Origin of the sequence: Methylacidiphilum kamchatkense Kam1 (assembly GCF_007475525.1) — a bacterium.
Lineage (GTDB): Bacteria > Verrucomicrobiota > Verrucomicrobiia > Methylacidiphilales > Methylacidiphilaceae > Methylacidiphilum > Methylacidiphilum kamchatkense.
Genome location: NZ_CP037899.1, coordinates 1,549,290 through 1,565,958, shown reverse-complemented (window position 1 = coordinate 1,565,958; position 16,669 = coordinate 1,549,290). Strand labels below are relative to the sequence as shown.

Here is a 16,669-nt window from a genome sequence, read left to right as displayed (position 1 = left end):
TAGCTACGATCAAGGAAACAAAGCGGACAGAGAGGGATTCGAACCCTCGAGTCGGTTTAGCCGACTACACGCTCTCCAGGCGTGCCCGATCAACCACTCCGGCATCTGTCCAGTGCTTATTATTATAAATGGCAAAGTGTAATTAGAAAATGTATTTTCTTAAGACCCCTTGTTACCAATTTGGACCAAAACTGCTTGAAGGAGCGCCATAATAAGCATCTTGCTTTTCAAGATAGGATACAGGAACAAATCCTTTTTTGCCCCGCGTGGTTTCTACCCGAACGAACCCTTCGCCTGTGGAGCCAAGCAGTTTTAACCGTGTCCCTTTTTCTAGATAACTATCGGGCACTTCTTCTCCGGGCCCTTGAGTATAAAAAGGAGTCTTTTCCTTAGTCACTAAATTATATTCATACCCTCCAATGGTCGAGGAACAAGAGAGGAAAGTAAATGCCATAATAGGCAGAAGGATTAGAGGCCAGTTCCATTTTTTTATTTTCGAAATCCACCTTCCCATCCTTTTATTATCTCCTGATTTTCAACAAAAAGAAGTTAGAGAAATTCTCTAGGATCCGTAATTTTTCCTTTAATGGCGGAAGCCGCCACCGTCATTGGAGAAGCCAAATAAACAAGGGAAGCTTTATCTCCCATCCGCCCAGGAAAATTTCTGTTTGTCGAAGAAATACACACCAGCGGCTTATTAACCCTCCCAAAGGTGTCCATTGGTCCCCCAGACAGGCTGCACAGGAGGGATTTTCTGTAATTTTCACTCCTGCCTGAACTAATATTTCCCACAGGCTTTGTCCTTCCATCTCTATTTTGTGGAGTTGATCGACGATTTCTGGGGTAGAAGGTACGGCGAAAGTTTCTACGCTTACCGTATTGTTTTTAAGAATCGAGGCAAAAGCAATAAAATCGGTGAGCTTGCCTCCAGTACAAGAGCCGAGATAGGCGCGATCAATTTTTACGGAAGCCAGTTCTTTAGCCTTAAATCTATTAGCTGGATTAGGTGGGGCTGCCACAGTCGGTTCAATCTTAGAAAGATCGATCGAGTAAGAAGCAAAGAACTTTTGATTTTTTTCTAACTCAACGATTTCGAATTCTTTTTTGGTGCCATTCTTTAAAATCCTCTGATTGACATAGTCGATAGTTTTCTGATCTGCTGGGAATATCCCATTTTTAGCGCCTGCTTCTATGGCCATATTCGCCATCGTCATTCTGTCTTCGATCGAGAGGGAAAAGGCTCCTGGGCCTTCAAACTGCATGGCCATGTAAGTAGCTCCATCAAACCCAATTTCCCCAATGATGTAAAGGATGAGGTCTTTGGCCATGACTCCTTTTGGAAGTTCTCCATCAAGATAGAATTGGATAGTTGGAGGAACTTTGATGAGCAGTTTTCCGGTTCCCATTACAAATCCTGCATCCGTATTTCCGATTCCCGTTGCGAACTGGTTGAAAGCCCCCGCTGTGCATGTATGGCTATCGGTTCCAAAGAGCACTTCTCCAGGTCGGACATGGCCTTTTTCAGGAAGCGCGGTATGGCAAACACCAGCATAATGCCTTCCGTACTGACGTCGTAGGGGCCCTTTAAGAGGATCAAATTTCCAGTTCCCATTGGGATCATCAATGACGTCATAAAAATAGGGAAGGCCCTGTTCTTTTGCAAAAGCTCTTAAAATGTCCACATTTCTATTGGAAAGAGAATCGGAAGTAAAAATGTAGTGATCGGGCATGATCACGATTTTGTAAGGATTCCACACGCGGGCGTTTTTCCCAAATTCCCTTTTAAAGACGCCAATGGTTCCGGGCCCACAAACATCATGTGTAAGGAGAATGTCGGTCTCCACCCAAATATTATCTCCAGGAGAGACTTTCGATCTTTTGCTAGCTTTTGCAAGTATCTTTTCTGTTAACGTCATAAGTAAAAAAAACAATAGATAATGGAATTAATAACAATAAATAATCCTCGTAGGGAGGAATAGTCATCTAATCCATAAGAAAAGAATAAAAGGAAAAAGTAATCTTTCTCAATCGAATTTTAGTTTCTTTTTTTTGCATTTTCTAGAATTTCTAAGGCTTTATCAATCGAAGGAGGGATCTGGTGGTGTGGGAAGGAACTAAAGAAAGATTCAGAGAAAGCTGGGTCTTTGAGGCCATGCCCTGTGAGGGTCATCACCACAGTCGTATTCTTAGCAAGGGTATTTTCTTTACAGATTTTCAAAAAACCAGCAAGCGATACAGCGGAGGCAGGTTCGACAAAAATGCCTTCTTTGGTAGCCAGAAACTTATAGGCTTCAATGATTTCAGAATCCGTGACGGAATCAATTTTTCCAGAGGATTCTCTGGCTGCTGCTACAGCTTTTTTCCAACTTGCTGGATTACCGATTCGTATAGCTGATGCAATCGTCGTTGGATTTTCTATGATTTTGCCTTTCACAATAGGAGCCGCACCTTCTGCTTGAAATCCGAGCATCTGAGGCAGTTTGCTTGAAAGCTTGCTTTCATGATATTCTTTATAGCCTTTCCAATAGGCGGTAATGTTCCCGGCGTTTCCTACAGGCAGAATATGAATGTCTGGAGCATCGCCTAAGGCATCACAAATTTCAAAAGCTGCTGTTTTTTGTCCTTCAATCCGACTTGGATTGACGGAATTAACTAGTTCAATCTCCGGTCTAAGCGCGGCTAGTTTGATAACCATTCGCATGGTATCATCGAAGGATCCATCAATCTCCACGATCTCTGCTCCATGCATAACGGCCTGCGAGAGTTTTCCTAAAGCGATCTTTCCACGTGGAAGAAAGACAAAGCATTTTAAATCAGCTCTTGCCGCATAAGCGGCTGCTGAAGCGGCGGTGTTGCCGGTGCTAGCGCAGATAACCGTTCTTTTATTTTGTTCCAAAGCCTTGGTGATGGCAACCACCATCCCTCGGTCTTTAAAAGAGGCGGTAGGATTGAGGCCTTCATACTTAAAATAGACTTTCAATCCTTTCCCAAAAAGCTGGGGAAGTTTTGTTGAAGGGATTAAGGGGGTATTGCCTTCGAGAAGGGTAATATCTGGGCAATTAGCGCATACGGGAAGGCGATCCCGGTACTGCTTAATTATTCCCTGCCATGATCTTTCATTATTCACTTTGAGCATGAAAATCCTCTACTCTATATATCACTGGGTTTCCCTTAAGAAAAGGAAGTTTAGACATCTCGGCACAAGCCTCTGTAAAGTCTTTTTCTTTGGCATCATGGACCATGATAATAAGAGGTACGCCTTGGGAAAGGTTTGAGACCTCTGGTTGAACGACAGAGGATATGCCAATATTCTTTCGTCCAAGGATTTGAGCGATAGACGCCAGTACCCCTGGTTTATCGACGACATTAAGCCTGACATAATACCTGGAAATAATTTCCGAAATAGGCATAATCTTATATTCGCTCTCAGTGCTGGAAAAGAAAATCCTTGCATGATAGGCATCCGAAGGATATCTTGCAAGTTCTACCAGATCGCTCAGTACGGCGCTGGCTGTGGGATCCCCACCTGCTCCCCTTCCATAGAATAACTGATCGCCCACTATATCTCCTTTCACAATGACGGCATTGAATGCTCCAGAAACCGAACTAAGAATATGATCTTTTTTAAGTAAGGTTGGATGTACCCGAATTTCAACCTTTTTCGAATGGGGATGTTTTTTTATAATGGCCAGCAGTTTTAAAACATATCCCAGATCCGCCGCATACTGGATATCCATGGGATCCACAGATTCAATACCGGCTGTATAAATTTCTTCGACTTTAGGCCAGAACCTATAGGAGAGGGCACAGAGGATAGCTGCTTTATGCGCACTGTCTTCACCGCTCACATCTAGTTTTTCATTTGCTTCCGCATAGCCAAGTTCTTTGGCTTTCTTGAGAGCCTCAGCATAAGAACTTTTCTGGCTTGTCATCTCGGTGAGAATATAATTGCAAGTGCCATTGACGATCCCAGCAATCATCAGAAATCGGTTCGCTACCAGTCCATCTTGAATAGCCTGTAGAAGAGGAATGCCTCCAGCTACACTGGCTTCAAAAAGAATCCTTCTTTTTTGTTCAAAAGCAAGGTTGGCTATCTGCTGCCCATGGTTTGCCAGAAGGGCCTTGTTAGCGGTTACGACATCCTTTCCTTTTTTTAAGGCACTTGTAATAATTTCATAAGAAATATCAATCCCACCGATTAACTCTACTACCGCTTCAATCTCCGGATCGTTGACAATATCTTGCCAATCAGTCGTCAGGATCTCTTTAGGGATGCCTAAGTTATATCCTTTTTGGAGCGAACGGAGGGCAACCCTCTTGATTTCAATAATTTTCCCTGATTTTTCTGCTAATAATTTTTTGTGGGTTAATAGGTTATGCCATACACGAGAGCCAACGTTACCTAGGCCAATCAATCCGACATTAAAAGCTTTCATATTCAAGAAACCTATTCGGTTGAGAGGTCTTGATCAGCCTCAGAGGGCTTGGCTTCCCTCCCCAGTTGTTTTTCCAATTTCTTGAGTCTTTCCCAGATTTCAGGAAGCCGATTATAGAGAACTTCTAGTTTGTGGGTAAGCTGTATTGGTCGCGCATGACGGCCTGAAAGAACAGAATAAGGCGGGACATCTTTGGTTACTCCAGATTGGGCCGTGATGGTGGCTCCCTCGCCAATATGAATATGCCCAGCGATGCCGACTTGGCCAGCCAATGTCACTTGATTGCCGAGAGAAGTACTGCCAGAAATCCCTGTCTGAGCGGCAATAATCGAATGTTTGCCAATCACGACATTATGCGCAATCTGCACAAGATTGTCGATTTTAGAGCCTTCTTGAATCCAGGTTTTCCCAAATCTGCCTCGATCGATCGTAGTATTGGCTCCAATTTCCACATCATCGTCGATTTGGACTATCCCAACTTGTGGAATTTTTTCATGCTTTCCATTTTTTCTTTCATATCCAAATCCATCGGATCCGACAACGACTCCTGAATGCAGAATCACCCTTTTGCCCAGCACCGTTCTTTCTCGTACTGTCACATGAGGATAGAGAAAAGAATCGTCTCCAATAACACTTTCTTTGCCAATAAAAACGAAGGCCCCTATGGTTACCCTATCGCCTATCTTGACGCCATCTTCGATCACAGCATAGGGTTGGATACTTACCTCCTTGCCGATTTCTACCTCCTTGCCTAGAATGGCTGTGGGATGGATGCCAGGTGCATAGGCAACAGGCTTTGGACAGAAAAGGGAAATGATCGCTGAAAAGGCAAGGGAAGGGGATTCTACCCGAATCAATGTTGCAGGGGCTGAACCCTTATAATTTTTTGAAACAACGATGGCCGAAGCTTTCGTTTTTTCAACGGCCGATTCATATCTTGGATTACTTAAAAAGGTGATTTGACCTTTGGTAGCATCAAAAATGTCGGAGACACCTGTAATCTTTAACTCCGGATCTCCTTCAATAATGCCTCCAACAAGCTCGGCTAACTGTCCAACTGAATAAGAGACCACTTTTAGATTCCTTTAAAGTGGATGGGTTCCTCCAGCCTTGAAGCAAAAAAGCCCAACCCTCCCCCCCTACTAAGGGATCATGGAGATGTAGAGGCAGCCTTTGGCTGAGGTTTGGTCGCATTTATTGTTCGAATGACTTCATCGGTAATATCCTTAACGTCTTGACAATACAGTAAGACATTGGTGCCACTAAGGCTTTTACCTGATTTATCAAAAACGAGCGTAAATTTTTCGCGGCTACTGATTTCTAAAATCGCTTTGGTGATATCATCGATAATGTTTTGACGGATCCTTTGGGAACGGTCTTCTAGTTCCTTTGTTCGGACATATTGAAATTCTTGGAATTTCCTTTGCATGGCTTGGAAATCTTGAGCTTTTGCTTCGAAAGCCTTCTGTTTTTCAGCCCGAGCCGCTTCAGAAAGAGTCTTATCCTGAGCTGCATCGTGCATTTTTTTGGCCTCTTCTCCAACCTTGTTTAAGTCATTGGCCATTTCTTGCCGCTCCTTTTCGAAGGCAGCCACTTTGGATTTCATTTCGGCATCGGCTTCTTTGGTTTTATAAAAATCATTGAAAGCTTTTTGAAGATCAACAACGCCAATTTTCAATACCTGTTGAGAATACCCAGATGTAATGGATAAAGCACATAGAATAGTAGTAAGATAGATAAATGGTTTCATAGACTTTTTATTTTTTCTTCATTATGAATGGAAATCCTATAGCTAAGTTAGAAGGTTTTAAGCTTTCTTTCTAAGATCTTTTCCCTTCTAAATTACCCCTTTTTTAATATAGTTTACAGCTAGAAAATATATGGGATTTGTTTCTGCTTACAAGCAATTCCTTTTTCCCATATTGACAATTCTTTTTTTAGTTTTAAGAACCATTATCAAAAATAAAAATTCTTGTTTTGTCAAATCATTTTCTATCCTTTTCGTTTTCGATCCTCAAACCATTGCGATCGCCCTTCTCCTTTAGAGTTTTAGAGAAGATCCCAACGGCTTGCTCCTAAAGGCTGCTTTGCTTCGTTCCTTAAAAGGAATAGCCGACATCAAAATAAAACCTTCCCGTTTTATTCAACCAACTCTGTCTCAAATAAGGAATACCATAGTCCAATCGTAGGGGGCCAATAGGTAAAAACAATCTTAAACCAAAACCATAATCGGCATCGATATTAATTCCTTGGCCAGCAACAAAGGGAGTAGGGACATATTGATTGGGTCCAATCAGGGATCCAGCATTAAAGCCCATATCATTGAAAACCGCAAATCTGACTCGATCGACTACAGGGAAAGTAAACTCTAAGTTCCAAACCGCCATGGTTTGGCCCCCGATGGGGAAATCCAAAGGCAGGTAATTAGGACCGACTAGATTATAATCGAATCCTCGCAATGACCGAGGGCCACCTACAAAATAACTATCAAAAAGGGGCACGAAACTGCTTTTCCCATACTGTTGGACAAATCCTGTAGTGAGATGATTCCACATGATAATATCCCATAGAGGGAAATTTTCAAAATGGGATATATCCAATTGTAGTCTGTAAATGTCTGTTTGGCCTAGGAGTGGCCCCCCAGCGCCTAAGATATTGAAATCCAGGAAGGTACCATGTCTGGTGACAAAGACGCTATCTCTGCTATCGTAAATCAAATCCATGGTGATATCGCTTTGTGTTCTCGATCCTCTGTTCTGAGCAAAAACGGGAATGTTCTCTACCTCTGGGAGGTAGCCCCACAGATCATAGACATTAAAATCGTAGCGGGTCGACAGGGTAAACCATTGATTGAGTCGTTTGGCCAAGCGCAAGTCTAAGCCATACTGGGTTTCGTTAAAGCCGTTATAAAACTGCAGATAGGTAAGTTGGTTGAAAAACAGATCGAAACCAACCATAAGTGGTTGATCCATAAACCACGGCTCAGTGAAAGAAAGCATGGCACTTTCCATAAAAATGCCTAGCTGCAACCGAAACCGGAATTTCTGACCGGCACCCGTAAAGGAAGGGGGATTAGCGATGTCAAAATTCCCTTGGTTTAGCTCGACAAAACCAAGCAGGCTCTCAATGGTGCTGTATCCAAGTCCAAAAGTCACATTTCCTGTTCTTTTTTCCTGGACAGAAATAACCATGTTTTTCCGGTTGGGAACGTTGGTGTCTTGGGGATTTATTTCCACTTTTTCAAAGTAGCCGAGGTTTTCTAATCTTTTCTTGCTTGCCTCCACCCGAACGCTGTCATACACATCTCCTGGAGTGACGGCAAGCTCTCTGCGGATGACCTTGTCTTTGGTCTGATTGTTCCCCTGAATAATAATTTTATCTATGTAGGCCTGGCTTCCTTCAGAGATTTTAAAAAGCAAATCAATCCTACCATTTTCTATATTGGCTAGTCGTTCGGGTTTTATTTCGGCATCAATATATCCTTGCTTGCCATAGAGATCACGAATCGCTTTAATGTCATCATCTAGTCCTTTTGGAGAAAAGACGCTGCCTTCTTTCATTTTGATGCTGTCGAGTAGATCCGAATTAGGATAAATGACATTTCCTTGAAATTGTATGGTTCCCACTTTGTATTGGATGCCTTCAAAAATGCTGATGGTTACCACCATTTTTTCTTTTTCTGGGGTAGAAATTTTGACATCTTTTATTTGCATATCGATATAGCCGTGATCCTGGTAAAATTCTTTGAGCTTTCTTAGGTCTTCCTGTAGTTGGTCTTCTTTAAAAATCCCTGATTTATTAACAAAAGACAGAATGTTCTTTTTTTTCGTTTTGAGCTGTTTTTGTAGTTCGGCATTGCTGAAAGCTTTATTCCCAACAAAATTAACCATAACGATAAACTGCTTTTCTCCTTCGGAAATGGAAAAGCTGACGATGGCACGGCCAAATTCTTCGTTGACATCTATTTTATAAGTCACCTGAGCATTGCCAAATCCATGATTTTGATAATACTCCCGGATTTTTTCAGCATCGGCTGAGACTTGAAACTCACTTAAAGGATCCCCAATCTTTGTTTTAACTTGTTTTCTGATCCTTTCTACTGGGATTTGTTTTGCTCCTTGAATGGTGACTTCTTTCACTAGGGGTTTAGGTTGAACGATAACGATGACCTTGACTCCTTCGGCTACTGTTTCGGTGGTAATCCTCAAATTGGTAAAGAGACCAGTGGCATAAAGATTTCTGACATCTTCTTCGATGGTTGTTGCCGAATAGGGTTGTCCCACCGTTGTGCGCATGTTGGAAAGGATCATAGACCGGTTTACGGACTTGGGGCCGACGTAAACGATCTCTATTTCTTTGACTGTTGGTCCTTTCTTCTGGCTTTCAGCCCCACTAGGAGGACCAACTATTTTTTTTGGTTTTTTTTTGATTGGTATTGCCTGTGGGACAGGCTTTTCAGCCTGCTCTACAGGATGTTCCTCCTCAGGAGGAGGTTGGGGTGGGGTGGGGGGGTAAGGCGAGGAGCCGATGGGAGCAACTGTTCTCTTTGTTCTTGGGCGAGGTTCGATTGGTTTGCAGGATTTGTTGTAGGTGGATTCGATTCAGGAGACAATCCTTTAGGTTGCGGCTGTGAATCGATGGAGGAGGGCAGCGGAGGTAGATTCAGACCATCAGCAGTGGACTGGCTAAAAGATACTTCTATGAGGCCTATCAAATAGAGGAAAAGAATGGGGAATAGCGCTCGAAGGAGAACTTCTTCTCTGGTTTGCTTAAACAAAAAGAGAAAAGCATTGGGTTTCACAGAGCTTTCCTTTCCCTGCTATCCCCGTCAAACTATTCACCATAGCAAAGAGGCAAAGTGGGTTAGTTTTTTTATTAAAACCGTTTTCGGCAGGGCTGCATGTTGCTATGTGGAAGAAGAAGTTTCACCTTTCTTAGTTTGAGTCTTTTTTGTTTGAGCTCCCTTTTTATTTTTCTTTTTTTTGTCGTTTTTTTTCTCTTGGCTAGCAGTTGTTTCCGTTTCGGTTTCTTTCTTTGGGAAGACCAACTCCACCTGAAGTTGAGCTAAAACTTCTTGATGAACATGAACGGGTACAACATGCAATCCAGATTCCTTAAGCGGTCTTTCGAGAGAAATTTTTTTCCGGTCTATCTCGATTCCCTCTTGGGCAAGCTTCTCACAGATGTCTTGAGAAGTGACGGCACCGAAGACTTTCTTGGTTTTTTCTTCGCCAATCAGATTAAAGGTCAGTCGGAGAGAGCCAATTTTTGAAGCTAGTTCCAAAGCCGCTTCTTTTTCCTTCTCTTCTCTTTCAGCTCGAATTTTTTTGAGCCGCTCGACTTGCAATTTTGTGGCCGAGGTGGCCAGGGTAGCCAATCCTTTAGGAATCAAATAATTCCTGGCATATCCAGCTTTGACTGTTACTAGATCTCCTTCAGCACCAACTTTATCAAGTTTTTTATTGAGAATGACCTCTATATTCATAATAAACCCTATGCAATGGAAGGTTTTTTTTCTATTTCCCTGTCCTTGTTGTCAAGAACTAAAAGGGAACATCATCTTCATTAATTTGTTGTTCTTCAGGGGGAGAAATGGTCGTTTCGGCTTTGGAAGGAGAAGATTCTGATCCTGCCGCATTACTTCCCGTTCCTTTAGTCTTTCCCAAAAACTGAATTCTATCGGCTCTGACTCGCATCCGAGTCCTTTTTTCTCCTTCCTTGGTTTCCCACTGCTCCATCTGCAACCTTCCTTCGACAAATACCAAAGAGCCCTTTTGAAGGAATTCTTTACAGGTTTCTGCCTGTCTACCCCATATCACAACTTCTACAAAACAAACTTCATCTTTTACCTGGCCATCTTGGGCCCGATACGAACTGTTAATCGCAAGAGAAATATCCCCTACGGGGGTCCCTTTGGGAGTGTAACGACATTCAGGATCCCTAGTCAAATTTCCCATGAGGTAAACCTTATTTAAATCAGCCATAAGATCTTAAGTCAAGAGCGTCTCTACATCATTCTTTTGAATAGTAATACGACTCGGTTCTCTTTTCACGTAAAATTGTCTGTAAATCGCAGGATTAATTCTTAATTTTGCTTCGAGTTCTTTTAAAGAATGAGGAGGTATTTCAAATCCGAAGTTTACGTAATAACCCGAATCAATTTTTCCAGCGACCCTTTCAAATTTTCTTCTGTCCATTTTTTGGATATTGAGGATCTTTCCTCCTAGAGTCGTTATCGTTTTTTCAATCTGCTCGATAAGTTCTTTGATCGCTTCTTCTTTCCCTTGGATATCGAGAATATATAAAGCATCATATGTTCTATTCATGATACTGTCCCTAGCATTCCATTTTTTTATTAATACATACTTCTACGAACTAAATTTGTTCAAGGCAATTTCAACTCCTTCCTTTTGTAAACAATCAAAAAAATCTATTGCTTTTAGGATCATCTCCTTAACTTTTTCCTTTTCTTCTTCCTTAAAAGGCTTCAAGACATAATGAACCAGTTCTTCCCCTTCAGGTAAGGGCCCTATGCCCAAACGCAGTCTTGGAATCTCTTCAGAATGCAGTTCGTCAATCAAAGACTGCAATCCTTTATGCCCCCCAGAAGAGCCTTTAAACCGAAATCGCAGTTTTCCCAAAGGTAAAGAAATATCGTCGAGAAGAACTAATATTTCTTTTGGATCGCATTTCCATTTTTTTAGAAAAGCTCCAACGGCTTTACCGCTCAAATTCATATAGCTTAGAGGGAGCAGAAAGCAAAGATCTTCTTTTAAAGCTACTTTAGCCAAGCTCTTTTTATCTATAACGAATGAAAGCCGTTCTTTTTTTACCAGCTCCTCTACGACTTTCCACCCTATATTATGCCTGGTATCCTCGTATTCCTTTCCGGGATTTCCAAGCCCTACCACCATGCGAAACACGGCATATTTCCTTTAAGTAGGCCATACAACTGAAGAAGGAGAGCCAGCTTATTCTCCTTTTGATTCTTCAGCTTTTGGCTTCTTTTCCTTAATGACTTCCGGTTCAGCAGCTTCTCCAGCCGGGGCTTCAATTTCTTCTTCTCCTTTAGTTGCCACCAAAGAGAGGACCACTTGATTTTTGGGATTGAGGCACTCCACTCCTGGTGGCAAAGGAATATCCGCCACGTGAAGCGATTCCCCCATTTTCAACTGTTCTATAGAAACCGGGATGGCATTGGGAAGATCTTTAGGAAAACAGCTTATTTTGAGTCTTCGCAGCGAAATATCTAGATTGGCAGTGCCGGATTTTAACGCTTGGGGTTCTCCAACAAAAACAAGGTCAATTTCTGCGTGCAGCTTTTCATCCGAAGATAGCTCGTGGAGATCCAAATGGATGAGTTTATCGGTAATCGGATGGATTTGGATTTCTTGAAGAAATGCCAGAGTCGATTTTTTCTCTTCGGTATCTATGATTTCTAGGTTTAAAAGCACTTTTTCCACTCTTTTGCCATGAAAAAGGTCTCTGAGTTCTGTTGCTGGGATCTCAAGAGGAAGATTGGATTTCTTTCCGTAAAGAATAGCTGGGATCCGTCCATTGGCTCTGAGTTTTTTGACAGCGGACTTGCCGACGGCTTTCCTTATGTTAGCCTTTAATGTAATAGATTGTGCCATAGTGATTGCCCCTTGTTAATTGCTGCTGTATTATAATAGTCGATAAAGATATTTGTCTATCAATAGAAATCAATTGGAGTTACGGTTATATCGGAATGAATTAATTCCATACTTACCTTTATTAACAATTTTATTTTATAGAACCATATACATAACTTCTATTTTGAGTAATGCAAGAGGAAATAGAAAATCGACCCAATCCAGACGCCTTGCTTGAGGTAGTAGAAAAGGAAGAGGGGGAGAAACGTCGGGGAAGCTTGAAAATTTTTTTAGGGATGTGCCCTGGAGTGGGGAAAACCTATGCGATGTTACAAGCTGCGCAGGTGGAATTAAATAACGGCAAAGACGTTGTGATCGGCTTTGTAGAGACCCATGGCCGAAAAGAAACCGAGCAGTTAACCAAGGGGATCCCTATCATTCCTAGGAAAATCGTTCACTATAGGGATATTCTTCTAGAAGAGATGGACTTAGATGCGATTCTCAAAAGAAAACCCCAGCTTGTGCTTGTCGATGAATTAGCTCATACCAATGCGCCGGGAATGAGGCATCTGAAGCGCTATCAAGACGTTCTAGAGATACTCGATGCCGGAATAGATGTTTTTACCACGCTCAATGTGCAGCACATTGAAAGTCGCACAGACATGATCAGTCAGATTACAGGAGCCCCTATTTATGAAAAGGTCCCCGATAGCATTGTAGATATGGCTGAGATCGAACTGGTCGATCTTTCTCCAGAGGATCTCCTGAAACGGTTAGCAGAAGGCAAAGTCTATATTCCCGAACAAGCGAGGGCGGCAGCCTTGAATTTTTTCAAGGAAGGCAACTTAAGGGCGCTTCGAGAAATTGTCTTAAGATTAGCAGCGGAGAAGGCTGGAAAGGACGTCCAGGAATATATGCAGATTATGCATATACTGGGGCCCTGGAAAATATCGCACCGGCTGCTAGTTGCCGTCAGTGCAAGCCCTTCATCAGAAACGCTCATTAGATGGACAAGAAGACATGCAGAAAGTTTAAAATGCCCTTGGTATGCGGTTTATGTAGAGACCAGTAGGGTGCTCTCAGAAGAGGACCAACAAAGACTTTCAAAAAACATTGAATTAGCCAAAGAACTTGGGGCAGAAATCATTACTACGACAGATGAGGATATAGTTCGTGGAATTATTCGCATTGCCAAACAACGAAACATTACGCAGATTGTCTTGGGAAAACCCAGAGGAAGGGGGTTGCTCGAATGGTTTAAAAGCAGATCATTACTGCATAAATTGGTGCGGGAAAGCGGCCAGATCGATATTCATATCGTTGGAGATGATGAAAGTGTAGCAAAAGCGCCGAAAACTTTTCCTCTTATCCCCCAATCCAGTTTTTCTCAATACGGAATAACTTGCTTGGTCATTCTAGCAATTACGCTCCTTTGCTTATGGTTGAACCAATGGATTGGGAGCCGATCCATTGGAATGATTTATCTGTTAGGTATTGTCATCATTGCGCTTTTTGTTGGGAGAGGACCCGTCCTCGTTGCGGCCTTATTAAGTGCCATCATCTGGGATTATGTTTTTCTTTCTCCTCGGTTTGTAACGGGGATTCAGGGTATTGAGAACGGATTTGTTGTGTTTACTTATTTTGTCGTTGCTCTGGTCTTAGGTCAGTTTATTGCTAGATTAAGAGCTCAAGAAAAAGCGGAGAGAAGAAGAGAAGCCAGAATTTCTGCTCTTTATATGCTCAGTCAGGAACTTTCTCAAGCGGCTGGACTCGATGAGATTGTTATAAAAGTGGTCGAGCAGCTAACCCACGTTTTCCAAGCGGAAGTGGCCGTTTTTCTAGTGAATCCTTATAACAATAAGCTTTCTGGTCTTCCCCATTGGGCAAGTACCTTAAAGGTGACAGAAAAGGAAGCAGGAGTCGCCAATTGGGCTTTTGAACATGGCAAAGCGGCAGGCAGGTTTACAGAAAACCTGCCTCTGTCCAAAGCCTATTATGTTCCCCTGACCACGCATAAGGGATGCGTAGGGGTTCTTGGGATAAACATTCCGGGGATCCAATCGCTTTCTTTCGATCAAAAAAGCCTCATTCAAGCTTTTGCTAATCAGATCGCTCTTGTCATTGATCGGCAAAGGCTTGCTGAGTTGGCCGAGCATGCTAGGGTAGTTGCCGAATCTGAAAGACTGAGCCGTACGTTTCTTAATTCCATTTCCCATGAAATGCGAACGCCTCTAGCAGTTATAACAGCCGCGGTCGAATCGTTAAGTAAGGAAGATCGCTTGATCAGCAGCACGGATCAGCGAGTTTTATTGGAAGAAATCAAATCCGCAACATTTCGGCTCAATAGGCTGGTGCGCAATCTACTGGATATGGCAAGAATCGAATCTGGTAGATTTAAATTGAAAAGAGAATGGACTGACATTCATGATTTAATCAACCTTGCCTTAAAAGAAACCGAAAAGGAGTTGGCTGGTAGACCTCTTACAGTCAACATTCAGCAGGGCATTCCCTTAGTCCGGATCGATTTTTCGTTGATGTTAGAAGCTTTAAATAATCTTTTACTCAACGCTGCTATACACACCCCCGCTGGTTCCCCTGTGGAACTAAATGTTTCAGTAAAGAAAAATGCTTTGGTTCTCCAGGTGGCGGATAGAGGACCCGGCATCGATCCTGAAATGTTAACCCGAATTTTTGAAAAGTTTTATCGAGGCACAGGCGCTCCTCCGGGAGGGACAGGATTGGGGCTATCGATCGTTAAAGGCGTAGTCGATGCGCATGGAGGAAAGGTGCAGGTTCAAAATCGTCCGGAAGGAGGTGCTGTCTTTTCCATTATCCTCCCCTTAGAAAATGTGCCAGAAACCTTCCCAATGCCGCAAAAGGATGAAACCTCAAAAGTTTGAACAGTCAGAGGCGATGAATAAAGAAAGACAGATGCCACATGCTGTACTTGTCATTGATGATGAGCCGCAAATGCTCAAATTGTTAAGATTGATTCTTGAAACAAAAGGCTATCGGGTTTATGTGGCTGCCAAAGGGGAAGAAGGAATATTGGAAGCAGCTCAGAGAAGGCCTGATCTCATCATCCTTGATTTATTACTTCCAGATATAAGCGGAATCACTGTTATCCAAAGAATAAGGGAATGGAGCCAAGTTCCTATTCTTGTTCTTTCGGCAGTGGATCAGGAAAAAGAGAAAGTCCAGGCTTTGGATAGTGGGGCTGATGACTATTTAACCAAACCTTTTGGAGATGAAGAACTAATGGCCAGAATGAGAGTGTTGTTCCGAAGGCTACAACCTCAAGAATGCCTGCAAGTTTTTCGGACTGATGGCTTGGAAGTCGATCTTGTCCACAGGCGGGTCTTTTTTAACAAAAAAGAGGTTCATTTGACGGCTACGGAATATAGCATCTTAAGACTACTGATCCGTCATGCCGGCAAGGTGTTGACCCACCGGCAGATTTTGCAGGAAATATGGGGGCCTCATTCAGTTGAGCAGATCCATTATCTGCGAGTGTATATGGCCAGGCTAAGAGAAAAGATAGAGGAAAATTCTGTGCAGCCAAAATTACTCCTCACAGAGCCTGGAATCGGGTATCGGCTGATGATTTTAGATCCAGCGGATACCGCATCAAAATAAGTTGACACTGTTTCTAATTTTGCAGAAAAAAAAAGCGATGAATTTAGCGAAAATTGAACGGGGGCATGGAAAGATATTTCTGGAAGGTGGAGGCAGATTGCTGGGAATTTCTATGCTCAGGGTTGGAGTTTAGAAATTGTTGAATCACGCCTTGATGGCTCTTTTGATTGGTCGAGAAGTTTTCATCGAAACAGCCTTGAGATCTGTATCAATAAGCTTGGCTATGGCATTGTGTATTCGGAGGAGGCACAAGTAGAGTTTCGACCTGGAACGGTAGGTTTTTATGCGCTTACAGATAAGGACCTACGCGCTGAAAGAATCGGCGGGGAATATGCGCAGTTTGTCACAGTGGAATGGTCAAGAAATGCTCTGGCACAGGAACTTAAAGGATTGGAAGAATGGCTTTTGCCATCGGTAAAAGCCTGGCTAGAGGGAAAAAGAGAAGAACCGTTAATCGGCAATCCTCATGAAATTTCCTTTTCTTTGGAATCACGTCTGGAAATTCTTTTGTCTGGGACTCTTTCTCAACCAGCTCTCTCTCTTTATGCTCATGCTATTTCCTTGGAAGCAGCGGCAGAAGTCCTCTTTGAGCCTATGCATACGGAAGAAAAGATCTGTCCGCTTTCTCCAGCTCATAAGTTGATTGTCAGTAAGGCAAAAGAATATCTTAAAGTACACTTCACAAGCGCTATTCGGCTTTCTGATTTAGCTCGGTATCTGGGAGTAAGTCCTTCTTACTTAAGTCGACTTTTTTCTAAGGAAACAGGAATGTCTATTCCTGTGTATGTTAGAAATTTGCGCATAGAAAAAGCTGCCGAGCTATTGAAAAGAGGCGATTATAATGTTACCGAAGCTGCTTTCGCTGTTGGCTATTCAAGCCTGAGTTATTTCAGTAAGGTCTTCTGTCAAGTCATGGGTTGTTGTCCCTGCGTCTATCCTTCCCCAAAGAGGTTAGTGAAAAAATAAGTCCCAAAGTTTGTTGCA

At 42.6% G+C, this 16,669-nt stretch carries 15 protein-coding genes, 1 tRNA gene and 1 pseudogene; 4 read left to right on the top strand and 13 right to left on the bottom strand.

The genetic code is table 11. The features are described 5' to 3' along the window. Positions 1-23: 23 nt before the first annotated feature. The 8 genes and pseudogenes from kam1_RS07295 to bamA form a co-directional block, all read right to left on the bottom strand. Positions 24-111: transfer RNA gene (locus kam1_RS07295), tRNA-Ser, on the bottom strand. Positions 112-172: 61 nt separating this feature from the next. Continuing rightward, complete coding sequence (locus kam1_RS07290) at positions 173-514, bottom strand: SH3 domain-containing protein (RefSeq protein WP_039720548.1); 342 nt, start codon at positions 512-514, stop codon at positions 173-175. 35 nt (positions 515-549) lie between these two features. Then, positions 550-1,916, bottom strand: a pseudogene (locus kam1_RS07285) (3-isopropylmalate dehydratase large subunit). A gap of 119 nt (positions 1,917-2,035) precedes the next feature. After that, the gene (gene thrC / locus kam1_RS07280; protein ID WP_039720549.1) at positions 2,036-3,136 is read right to left on the bottom strand and encodes a threonine synthase; all 1,101 of its coding nucleotides are present in this window, start codon (positions 3,134-3,136) and stop codon (positions 2,036-2,038) included. Then, positions 3,120-4,436: a homoserine dehydrogenase gene (locus kam1_RS07275; protein WP_039720550.1), complete on the bottom strand. Its 1,317-nt coding sequence runs from the start codon at positions 4,434-4,436 to the stop codon at positions 3,120-3,122. Before kam1_RS07275 ends, thrC begins: the two co-directional genes overlap by 17 nt. A gap of 11 nt (positions 4,437-4,447) precedes the next feature. After that, entirely contained in the window at positions 4,448-5,509 is a 1,062-nt protein-coding gene (gene lpxD, locus kam1_RS07270) for a UDP-3-O-(3-hydroxymyristoyl)glucosamine N-acyltransferase (RefSeq protein WP_039720551.1), read from the bottom strand. Between the two features lie 77 nt (positions 5,510-5,586). Further along, positions 5,587-6,186 carry an OmpH family outer membrane protein gene (locus tag kam1_RS07265; RefSeq protein WP_039720552.1) on the bottom strand — a complete coding sequence of 200 codons (600 nt, stop codon included), beginning with the start codon at positions 6,184-6,186 and terminating at the stop codon, positions 5,587-5,589. A 349-nt stretch (positions 6,187-6,535) separates the two neighbouring features. Then, on the bottom strand, positions 6,536-8,731 hold the full coding sequence (gene bamA / locus kam1_RS07260) for an outer membrane protein assembly factor BamA (protein ID WP_244946016.1): 2,196 nt from the start codon (positions 8,729-8,731) through the stop codon (positions 6,536-6,538). On the opposite strand from bamA, the gene kam1_RS10165 reads away from it, so the two are divergent. Further along, positions 8,711-9,154, top strand: coding sequence for a hypothetical protein (locus kam1_RS10165; RefSeq protein WP_172616763.1), 444 nt, complete (start codon positions 8,711-8,713; stop codon positions 9,152-9,154). The two genes, bamA and kam1_RS10165, sit on opposite strands and share 21 nt — an antisense overlap. Positions 9,155-9,342: 188 nt before the next feature. Here kam1_RS10165 and rplI read toward each other — a convergent pair whose 3' ends face one another. From rplI to kam1_RS07230, 5 genes are read right to left on the bottom strand one after another with little or no spacing between them, the layout of a single operon-like run. Beyond that, complete coding sequence (gene rplI, locus kam1_RS07250; protein WP_039720554.1) at positions 9,343-9,921, bottom strand: 50S ribosomal protein L9; 579 nt, start codon at positions 9,919-9,921, stop codon at positions 9,343-9,345. A gap of 58 nt (positions 9,922-9,979) precedes the next feature. Further along, a complete protein-coding gene (locus kam1_RS07245) occupies positions 9,980-10,420 on the bottom strand; it encodes a single-stranded DNA-binding protein (RefSeq protein ID WP_039720555.1) in 441 nt (146 codons plus the stop codon). Positions 10,421-10,426: 6 nt separating this feature from the next. Next, positions 10,427-10,762 carry a 30S ribosomal protein S6 gene (rpsF, locus tag kam1_RS07240; RefSeq protein WP_039720556.1) on the bottom strand — a complete coding sequence of 112 codons (336 nt, stop codon included), beginning with the start codon at positions 10,760-10,762 and terminating at the stop codon, positions 10,427-10,429. Between the two features lie 42 nt (positions 10,763-10,804). Beyond that, complete coding sequence (gene pth / locus kam1_RS07235) at positions 10,805-11,350, bottom strand: aminoacyl-tRNA hydrolase (RefSeq protein WP_052250365.1); 546 nt, start codon at positions 11,348-11,350, stop codon at positions 10,805-10,807. A 57-nt stretch (positions 11,351-11,407) separates the two neighbouring features. Further along, a complete protein-coding gene (locus kam1_RS07230; protein WP_039720558.1) occupies positions 11,408-12,070 on the bottom strand; it encodes a 50S ribosomal protein L25 in 663 nt (220 codons plus the stop codon). Positions 12,071-12,240: 170 nt separating this feature from the next. Here kam1_RS07230 and kam1_RS07225 point away from each other — a divergent pair, with 170 nt between their 5' ends. The 3 genes from kam1_RS07225 to kam1_RS07215 all read left to right on the top strand — a co-directional run bounded on the left by kam1_RS07225 (position 12,241) and on the right by kam1_RS07215 (position 16,651). After that, a complete protein-coding gene (locus tag kam1_RS07225) occupies positions 12,241-14,949 on the top strand; it encodes a sensor histidine kinase (RefSeq protein WP_143958343.1) in 2,709 nt (902 codons plus the stop codon). Then, positions 14,930-15,685: a response regulator gene (locus kam1_RS07220; RefSeq protein ID WP_200885769.1), complete on the top strand. Its 756-nt coding sequence runs from the start codon at positions 14,930-14,932 to the stop codon at positions 15,683-15,685. Before kam1_RS07225 ends, kam1_RS07220 begins: the two co-directional genes overlap by 20 nt. 231 nt (positions 15,686-15,916) lie before the next feature. Next, positions 15,917-16,651, top strand: a complete 735-nt coding sequence (locus tag kam1_RS07215) for a helix-turn-helix transcriptional regulator (protein ID WP_244946015.1) — start codon at positions 15,917-15,919, stop codon at positions 16,649-16,651. Positions 16,652-16,669 lie beyond the last annotated feature (18 nt).

Coding starts and splice junctions, on each gene's coding strand:
- kam1_RS07290 (WP_039720548.1), bottom strand. CDS start 514: ATGGGAAGGTGGATTTCGAAAATAAAAAAATGGAACTGGCCTCTAATC.
- thrC (WP_039720549.1), bottom strand. CDS start 3,136: ATGCTCAAAGTGAATAATGAAAGATCATGGCAGGGAATAATTAAGCAG.
- kam1_RS07275 (WP_039720550.1), bottom strand. CDS start 4,436: ATGAAAGCTTTTAATGTCGGATTGATTGGCCTAGGTAACGTTGGCTCT.
- kam1_RS07265 (WP_039720552.1), bottom strand. CDS start 6,186: ATGAAACCATTTATCTATCTTACTACTATTCTATGTGCTTTATCCATT.
- bamA (WP_244946016.1), bottom strand. CDS start 8,731: ATGCGCACAACGGTGGGACAACCCTATTCGGCAACAACCATCGAAGAA.
- rplI (WP_039720554.1), bottom strand. CDS start 9,921: ATGAATATAGAGGTCATTCTCAATAAAAAACTTGATAAAGTTGGTGCT.
- kam1_RS07245 (WP_039720555.1), bottom strand. CDS start 10,420: ATGGCTGATTTAAATAAGGTTTACCTCATGGGAAATTTGACTAGGGAT.
- rpsF (WP_039720556.1), bottom strand. CDS start 10,762: ATGAATAGAACATATGATGCTTTATATATTCTCGATATCCAAGGGAAA.
- pth (WP_052250365.1), bottom strand. CDS start 11,350: ATGGTGGTAGGGCTTGGAAATCCCGGAAAGGAATACGAGGATACCAGG.
- kam1_RS07230 (WP_039720558.1), bottom strand. CDS start 12,070: ATGGCACAATCTATTACATTAAAGGCTAACATAAGGAAAGCCGTCGGC.
- kam1_RS07225 (WP_143958343.1), top strand. CDS start 12,241: ATGCAAGAGGAAATAGAAAATCGACCCAATCCAGACGCCTTGCTTGAG.
- kam1_RS07220 (WP_200885769.1), top strand. CDS start 14,930: ATGAAACCTCAAAAGTTTGAACAGTCAGAGGCGATGAATAAAGAAAGA.